This is a genomic window from Phenylobacterium sp. (assembly GCF_036563285.1).
Taxonomy (GTDB): Bacteria; Pseudomonadota; Alphaproteobacteria; order Caulobacterales; family Caulobacteraceae; genus Phenylobacterium.
The window spans coordinates 1-8,215 of the sequence record NZ_DATCMR010000009.1; the positions used below are offsets into that span (position 1 = coordinate 1).

Here is an 8,215-nt window from a genome sequence, read left to right on the forward strand (position 1 = left end):
GCTCGGCGGGATGCGCGGCCTGATGGCCAAGCCGTCCGGCGAGATCATCGAGACGCCGATCATCTCGAACTTCAAGGAAGGCCTGACCGTCCAGGAGTACTTCAACTCCACCCACGGCGCCCGTAAGGGCCTGGCCGACACGGCGCTGAAGACGGCGAACTCGGGCTACCTGACCCGCCGTCTCGTCGACGTGGCGCAGGACTGCATCATCACCGAGGAAGACTGCGGCACCACGCGGGGCATCACCCTTCGCGCCGTGGTCGAAGGCGGCGACGTGCTGGTCTCGCTCGGCCAGCGCATCCTGGGCCGTTTCGCGGCCGAGGACGTGAAGGAGCCGGGCGGCGGCCAAGTCATCGTGCCGGCCGACACCTACCTCGACGAGAACATGATCGAGTTGGTGGAGTCCGCGGGCGTCCAGTCCGTGAAGGTCCGCTCGGTGCTCACCTGCGAGACCAAGAACGGGGTCTGCGGCGCCTGCTACGGCCGTGACCTTGCGCGCGGCACGCCGGTGAACATCGGCGAGGCCGTGGGCGTCATCGCCGCCCAGTCGATCGGCGAGCCGGGCACCCAGCTGACGATGCGAACCTTCCACATCGGCGGCACCGCTCAGGTCGCCGAGCAGTCGTTCTTCGAGTCGGCCAACGACGGCGTGGTCAAGATCAGCGGCGGCAACACGGTGGAGAACGCCGAGGGCCACCTGATCGGCATGAGCCGCAACCTCATGCTGACCGTGCAGGTCGACGGCAAGGACCGCGAATCCTACAAGCCGCCCTACGGCGCGCGCCTGCGCGTCAAGGACGGCGAGAAGGTCAAGCGCGGCCAGCGCCTGGCCGAATGGGACCCGTACACCACCCCGATCATCACCGAGGTGGGCGGCAAGGTGCGGTTCGAAGACCTGGTTGAGAACATGTCGGTCCGCGAGGAAGCCGACGAAGCCACCGGCATCTCCAACCGCGTGGTCATCGACTGGCGCGCCTCCACCAAGGGCTCGGACCTGCGTCCGGCCATGTCGGTGATCGGGCCGGACGGCGCGTACATGCGGATCTCCAACGGCGGCGAGGCCCGTTACCTGCTGCCGGTGGGCGCGATCCTTTCGCTGGGCGACGGCGACGAGGTGAAGCCGGGCGAGGTCATGGCGCGGATCCCCACGGAAAGCGCCAAGACCCGGGACATCACCGGCGGTCTGCCGCGGGTGGCCGAGCTCTTCGAAGCCCGCCGTCCGAAGGACTGCGCGGTAATCGCCGAGATGGACGGCCGGGTGGAGTTCGGTCGGGACTACAAGAACAAGCGCCGCATCAAGATCACCCCGGAAGACGGTGGCGAGGCGGTCGAGTTCCTGATCCCGAAGGGCAAGCACATCGCCGTCCACGACGGGGACGTGATCCGCAAGGGCGAGTACCTGATCGACGGCAACCCGGACCCGCACGACATCCTGCGGATCCAGGGCATCGAGGCGCTGGCCGACTTCCTGGTGAACGAGATCCAGGAGGTCTACCGACTGCAGGGCGTGCCGATCAACGACAAGCACATCGAGACGATCGTCCGCCAGATGCTGCAGAAGGTCGAGATCATCGAGCCCGGCGAGACTGGCCTGCTGAAGGGCGACCACCTCGACAAGCTCGAAGTCGAGCAGGAGAACGCCAAGGCCGAAGGCCGCGGCGCGCGTCCGGCGGTGACCCAGCCGGTGCTGCTGGGCATCACCAAGGCGTCCCTGCAGACCCGCAGCTTCATCTCCGCGGCGTCGTTCCAGGAAACCACGCGGGTGCTCACCGAAGCCTCGGTCCAGGGCAAGATCGACACCCTGGAGGGGCTGAAGGAGAACGTCATCGTGGGCCGCCTCATTCCGGCGGGCACGGGCTCTTACCTGCGCAACCTGCAGCGGATCGCGGCCAAGCGCGACGAGGCGCTCACCGCCTCCCGCGAAGAGGCCATGGAGCCGCTGCCGGAGACCATCGCCGACGCAGCGGAAGCCGAGCGGGTCGAGAGCTAAGCGCCTCAGATCGAAGCCGGAACGGCCCGGGAGCGATCCCGGGCCGTTTGTCTTATGGCAAAGCTTTGCTAGCTTCCCCTGAAGCTCGGGGGAGTCTCATGAAAGTTCTCTGTGCGGCGGTTCTGATTGCCGCGGCCGCCACCTATGCGTCGGCGCAGGCGCCGCCGGCGTCGGCCTTTGGACGACTGCCGGGCGTCGAAATGGCGGCGATCTCGCCCAACAGCCAGAACTTCGCGATCCTCGGCGGCACGCCGCAGGAGCGCACCATCTCCTTCGCCACCCTCGACCGGCCCGAGCTCAAGACGCTGCGGCTGGGCCCCATCGACACCGTCGGCCTGCGCTGGGCCGGCGACGAGCACGTGCTGGCGCGCATCGCACGCTGGCAGAGCTACGGGCCCCGGACCGCCTACCGGCTCGAGCGGAACCTGGCCATCACCCCGGAGGCCAGGGTGGCTTCGGGCCTTCTGGAGCAGGACGCGGCCTCCGGCTACATGGTCTCGCAGCCCGTGCTGGGGATCACCGACGAGCCGGAGCCCAAGGCCATGGTGCTGGGCCTGCGGCTTTCGGGGGGGCCGGCCGGGGGGATGGACACGCGCCTGAAGCGGCAGGGCTCGGAAAGCGACTTCGTCATGAGCCTCTGGAAGGTCGATCCCAAGACCGGCCGCGGGCAAATCGTCGAGCGCGGCAGTTTCGACACCTCATCCTGGGAGGTGGACAACAAGGGCGAGGCGCGGGTCCGGATCGACCTCGTGGAGTTCAGCCACGCGCTCACCATCTGGACGCGGCCCAAGGGGTCGCAGCGGTGGCAGCAGTCCATCAAGGCCAGCGACTACGAGGGGCTGGCGGACTACCACGGCTATTCCGATCCTGAGGACGCCATCTACTTCAGCCAGGGCGACAAGCTGATGCGCCGCCCGCTGGCCGGGGGACCCGATGTGGCGGTGGCGGACATCAAGGACCGCGAATCCCTCGATCTGATCTGGGACCTCCAGCGGACGAGCCTGGTGGGCCTGTCATCCGGTGGTGAGAAGCCGGTGATCAAGTGGTTGGACGCCGAGCTCGGGGCCGCGCACGCGACCCTGTCGCGGGCCTTCAAGGACAAGCACGTGCAGCTGGCCAGCTGGTCCAAGGACCGCAGCCGCTTTGTGGTGCGGGTGACCGCGCCGGACGCGCCGGCCACCTGGCACCTCTACGACCGGCCTCGCAAGGAGCTGTCGCCGATCGGGCCGGAGTATCCGGAGCTGGATGGGGTCGCGATGGGTAAGACCCGTTGGCTGACCTACAAGGCCCGCGACGGGCTGGAGATCCCGGCCTACCTGACCCTGCCGCCGAACCTTGCAGCCGGCGCCAAGCCGCCGCTGATCGTCCTGCCGCACGGCGGGCCGGCGGCGCGCGACGAGTACGACTTCGACTTCCTGACCCAGTTCCTGGCGACCCGCGGTTATGCGGTGCTGAGGCCGCAGTTCCGCGGCTCGACCGGGTTCGGCCGGGCCCATTGGCTCGCCGGCCGCGGCGAGTGGGGCGGCAAGGTGCAGACCGACCTCCTGGATGGCCTGGCGGCGGTCGCCGATGTGGCGGACACCTCCAAGGTCTGCGTCGTGGGGGCGAGCTTCGGCGGCTATTCGGCCCTCGTAGCGGCGACCATGCACCCGCAGGCCTACCGCTGCGCCGTCTCCATCTCCGGCATCTCGGACCTCGCGGTCCTGGCCTCGCAGGAAGGCAGCGACTACGGCGACGTTTCCGTCGCCATGAAGGCCCTGCGACGTGACCTGGGCAATCTCAAGCAGGAGCAGTTGCAGCCGCTCTCGCCGTATCATCTCGCCAAGAAGGCCGGGCCGCCGATCCTGCTGTTGCATGGCGAAAAGGACGTGGTCGTGGACGCCGAGCAATCGCGGATGATGGCCAACGCCTTGAGGGCGGCCGGCAAGCCGCACGAGCTGGTGCTGTTGCCGGACGAGGACCACTACCTCTCGAGCTCGGCCGGGCGCACCCAGGTGCTGACGGCGATGGAAGGCTTCCTTGGAAAGCACCTGCCGGTCCGCTGAGCGGCCTTCCATTCCACCCGCGGGCGCCTAGATCAGCGGGACCACAACGACGGAGGACACCCGGTGCCCCTGCTGCTCTGCCCCAATTGCAACGCCTCGATGCAGAACGTGAACCGCTCCGGCGTCGAGCTCGACATGTGCCCGAGCTGCCGCGGCATCTGGCTCGATCGTGGCGAGCTGGAGAAGATTCTCGGCCAGGCCAAGCAGGAGGCTGGCGGCCTGCAGCAGGACGTCCAGCGGCTGGACCGCGAGGTGCAGGACTTCCACCGCAATCCGGACGAATGGAAGCGCCGCCACCCGTACGACGAGGCCCAGAAGCGCTACAAATACGACGACGACTACCACTACCGGAAGAAGAAGAAGCACTTCGACATCTTCGACATCTTCGACTGACGCCCTACGGCTTCAGCGGGCCGAGCTGCTTGGCGGCGCGCTTGCTCGGGGGATGCTTCGGCGGCCCGAACAGCGAGACGCCGGCCCCGCTCATGTAGGGCTCGCCATCGTAGTCCTGCGGGTCGGCGAACACGCTGGTGTTGCCGGTCCCCAGCGGCGCCTCGCGCTGGCGCATAAGGGCGTCCTTGCGGGCGCCCTGGGCCTGGAACTCGGCGCGCGCCTTCGCCGACTTGCCGGGCGGTATCCAGGGGGCGTCGCGGGCCCCCGCCGCGAGCTGGTCCTCGCAGGCCTCCCGCTCCTGCCGGCTGAGCTTCATGAGGTCGGCGTGGCGGCAGCCGACCGTGCCGAGCCGCAGAGTCTGGGTGACCTGACCGGTCACTGCCGGCGGAAGCTGGGGCTCGGCGCGCGGCGGGGCGGGGGGCCTGGGCGGGGCTTCCAACGCCGCCTTCGGGACGTGCAGCGGCGGGACGGACGGCGACGCGGCGGCGTAGGGCTGCGGGCGCCGGTGCAGCCGGATGGGACCTGGGTCGGCCTGGCCGGCCACCGGCGGCGGCGTCCGGGGTAGAAGCAGGATCGGGATCACCGCGTGGGGCAGGGTAGGCTCCTCCGCGGGCATTGTGAGCTGGGGTGCGTGCAGGGCGAGCACGGCCAGCACGGCGACGTGCGCCGCCGCCGAGACCGTCACCACGATGGCGCGGCGCGAGCGTGCGCGCATCAGCCCTCCCGTCCCACCAAGCTCCGCCGTATGAAGCCGGGGCGGCCACGGCGATTTCGTGGCCGAAAAACGACCTGCCGCCACAGGGGCCGGCGCAGGCTTGTCGCAGGGCGGCAAACGTTGACGGGAAGGCGCTTCGCGACTATGTAGCGCCCTCTTTCGAGGCCGGGGGTGAAACCCAGGTCCCGTCGGGCGGCTCCCGCCGGAACGCAGATTACAGCGTCCCGGCGAGTTTTTGCGTTCGGCGGGGCGGCTTTCGGAAAGTCAGACGAACAACAACAACCCCACTGAGGCGCCACGGCCAAACGGCACACGCCTCCACGCAAGCGAGACTAGATGCCGACAGTCAACCAGCTCATCCGCAAGCCGCGCCAGTCGAAGCCGGCCCGCAACAAGGTGCCGGCCCTGAAGGGCTGCCCGCAGCGCCGCGGCGTCTGCACCCGGGTCTACACGACGACCCCGAAGAAGCCGAACTCGGCGCTTCGTAAGGTCGCCAAGGTGCGCCTGACCACCGGCATCGAAGCGGTGTGCTACATCCCCGGCGAAGGCCATAACCTGCAGGAGCACTCCGTGGTGCTGATCCGCGGGGGCCGGGTGAAGGACCTTCCGGGCGTCCGCTACCACATCCTGCGCGGCGTGCTCGACACCCAAGGGGTCAAGGACCGCCGCCAGCGCCGCTCGCTCTACGGCGCGAAGCGTCCGAAGTAAGGAAGATACGAAATGTCCCGCCGCCGCCGCGCAGATAAACGCGAAGTCCTTCCGGATCCGAAGTTCGGTGACGTCACCGTCACCAAGTTCATGAACTACGTGATGTACGAGGGCAAAAAAGCCGTCGCCGAGAACATCCTCTACGGCGCCTTCGACATCCTCGAGGCCAAGCGCCGCGACCTGGGTCCGCTGGAAACCTTCCTCACGGCCCTCGACAACGTCGCCCCGGCCATCGAAGTCCGCAGCCGCCGAGTCGGCGGCGCGACCTACCAGGTGCCCGTGGAAGTCCGTCCGGAGCGCCGCAAGGCCCTCGCCATCCGCTGGCTGGTCAACGCTGCGCGCTCGCGCGGCGAGAACACCATGACGGAGAAGCTGGCCGGCGAGCTGCTGGACGCCTCTTCCAACCGCGGCGCCGCGGTGAAGAAGCGCGAAGACACCCACAAGATGGCCGAAGCCAACCGCGCGTTCTCGCACTACCGCTGGTAAGACCCCACACACTGAGCTTCCCGGCGCGGGCGGTTTGAGCTAAACCGCCCGCGCCGTTCGTTCAGGCCCCTACGAACCGCCCTTTTCCCAGAGCTTTCCGCTATGCCCCGCACGCATAAAATCGAAGACTACCGCAACTTCGGCATCATGGCGCACATCGACGCCGGCAAGACGACGACGACGGAGCGGATCCTCTACTACACGGGCAAGAGCCATAAGATCGGCGAAGTCCACGACGGCGCGGCCACCATGGACTGGATGGAGCAGGAGCAGGAGCGCGGCATCACCATCACGTCGGCCGCGACGACCGCCATCTGGAAGAACAAGCGCCTCAACATCATCGACACCCCCGGCCACGTGGACTTCACCATCGAGGTGGAGCGGTCCCTGCGCGTCCTCGACGGCGCGGTGGCGGTGCTCGACGGCAACCAGGGCGTGGAGCCGCAGACGGAGACCGTCTGGCGCCAGGCCGACAAGTACAACGTGCCGAGGATCGTGTTCGTCAACAAGATGGACAAGATCGGCGCCGACTTCGACTTCTGCGTCCGCACCATCCGCGAGCGCCTCGGCGTCAAGGCCGTGCCGATCCAGCTCCCGATCGGCTCGGAGGCCACGCTGAAGGGCATCATCGACCTGGTCCGCATGAAGGCGGTGGTCTGGGACAACGACGGCCTCGGCGCGAACTACCGCGACGAAGAGATCCCGGCCGACCTAAAGGCGGCCGCCGACGAAGCCCGCCACTACATGATCGAGAACTCCGTCGAGCTCGATGATGAGGCGATGGAAGCCTACCTCTCCGGCGAAGAGCCGTCGGCCGAGGTGATCAACAAGTGCATCCGCAAGGCGGTGCTGACCGGCGCCTTCTACCCGATCCTCTGCGGCTCGGCGTTCAAGAACAAGGGCGTGCAGCCGCTCCTGGACGCGGTGGTCGAGTACCTGCCGTCGCCGGTAGACATCCCGCCGACCCAGGGCATCGACTTCAAGACCGAGCAGCCCGTCGAGCGCCGCGCGTCCGACGAGGAGCCGCTGTCGGTGCTGGCGTTCAAGATCATGGACGACCCGTTCGTGGGCTCGCTTACCTTCTGCCGCATCTACTCGGGCAAGCTCGAAACCGGCATGGGCCTGCTCAACTCGACCCGCGACCGCAAGGAGCGCGTGGGTCGCATGCTGCTGATGCACTCGAACAACCGCGAGGACATCAAGGAAGCCTACGCCGGCGACATCGTCGCCCTGGCCGGCCTGAAGGACACCCGCACGGGCGACACCCTGTGCGATCCGACCAAGAGCCCGGTGATCCTGGAGCGCATGGAGTTCCCGGCGCCGGTCATCGAGATAGCCGTGGAGCCGAAGTCCAAGGCCGACCAGGAGAAGCTGGGCGTCGCCCTGGCCAAGCTGGCCGCGGAGGACCCGTCCTTCACCGTCTCGACGGACCACGAGTCCGGCCAGACCATCCTGAAGGGGATGGGCGAGCTGCACCTGGACATCAAGATCGACATCCTGAAGCGCACCTACAAGGTGGAAGCCAACATCGGCGCGCCGCAGGTGGCCTACCGTGAATCCCTCGGGAAGCGCGCGGAGATCGACTACACCCACAAGAAGCAGACCGGCGGCACGGGGCAGTTCGCCCGCGTGAAGCTGGTGTTCGAGCCGGGCGAGCCGGGTTCGGGCTTCGTCTTCGAAAGCGCCATCGTCGGCGGCGCGGTGCCGAAGGAATACATCCCCGGCGTCCAGAAGGGCCTGGAGTCCGCCAAGGACAACGGCCTGCTGGCCGGCTTCCCGCTGATCGACTTCAAGGCCACCCTGGTCGACGGCGCCTTCCACGACGTCGACTCCTCGGTCCTGGCCTTCGAAATCGCCAGCCGCGCGGCCTTCAAGGAG

Annotated in this window: 6 protein-coding genes and 1 pseudogene; 6 read left to right on the forward strand and 1 reads right to left on the reverse strand. The window is 68.0% G+C overall.

Annotated elements, in window-relative coordinates; genetic code table 11:
- From VIL76_RS09570 to VIL76_RS09580, 3 genes and pseudogenes are all read left to right on the forward strand, one after another.
- Positions 1–1,990: pseudogene (locus tag VIL76_RS09570) on the forward strand (DNA-directed RNA polymerase subunit beta'); the annotation flags it as partial.
- Positions 1,991–2,088: 98 nt separating this feature from the next.
- Entirely contained in the window at positions 2,089–4,035 is a 1,947-nt protein-coding gene (locus VIL76_RS09575; RefSeq protein WP_332044797.1) for an alpha/beta hydrolase family protein, read from the forward strand.
- 63 nt (positions 4,036–4,098) lie between these two features.
- The gene (locus VIL76_RS09580) at positions 4,099–4,428 is read left to right on the forward strand and encodes a zf-TFIIB domain-containing protein (protein WP_332044798.1); all 330 of its coding nucleotides are present in this window, start codon (positions 4,099–4,101) and stop codon (positions 4,426–4,428) included.
- Positions 4,429–4,432: 4 nt separating this feature from the next.
- Here VIL76_RS09580 and VIL76_RS09585 read toward each other — a convergent pair whose 3' ends face one another.
- On the reverse strand, positions 4,433–5,143 hold the full coding sequence (locus VIL76_RS09585; protein ID WP_332044799.1) for a hypothetical protein: 711 nt from the start codon (positions 5,141–5,143) through the stop codon (positions 4,433–4,435).
- Positions 5,144–5,479: 336 nt separating this feature from the next.
- Between VIL76_RS09585 and rpsL the strand changes: the two genes are divergently transcribed.
- The 3 genes from rpsL to fusA all read left to right on the forward strand — a co-directional run.
- On the forward strand, positions 5,480–5,851 hold the full coding sequence (gene rpsL / locus VIL76_RS09590; protein ID WP_332044800.1) for a 30S ribosomal protein S12: 372 nt from the start codon (positions 5,480–5,482) through the stop codon (positions 5,849–5,851).
- A gap of 12 nt (positions 5,852–5,863) precedes the next feature.
- Complete coding sequence (rpsG, locus tag VIL76_RS09595; RefSeq protein WP_332044801.1) at positions 5,864–6,337, forward strand: 30S ribosomal protein S7; 474 nt, start codon at positions 5,864–5,866, stop codon at positions 6,335–6,337.
- A gap of 102 nt (positions 6,338–6,439) precedes the next feature.
- On the forward strand, positions 6,440–8,215 hold a 1,776-nt coding region (gene fusA, locus VIL76_RS09600; RefSeq protein ID WP_332044802.1), incomplete at its 3' end, for an elongation factor G.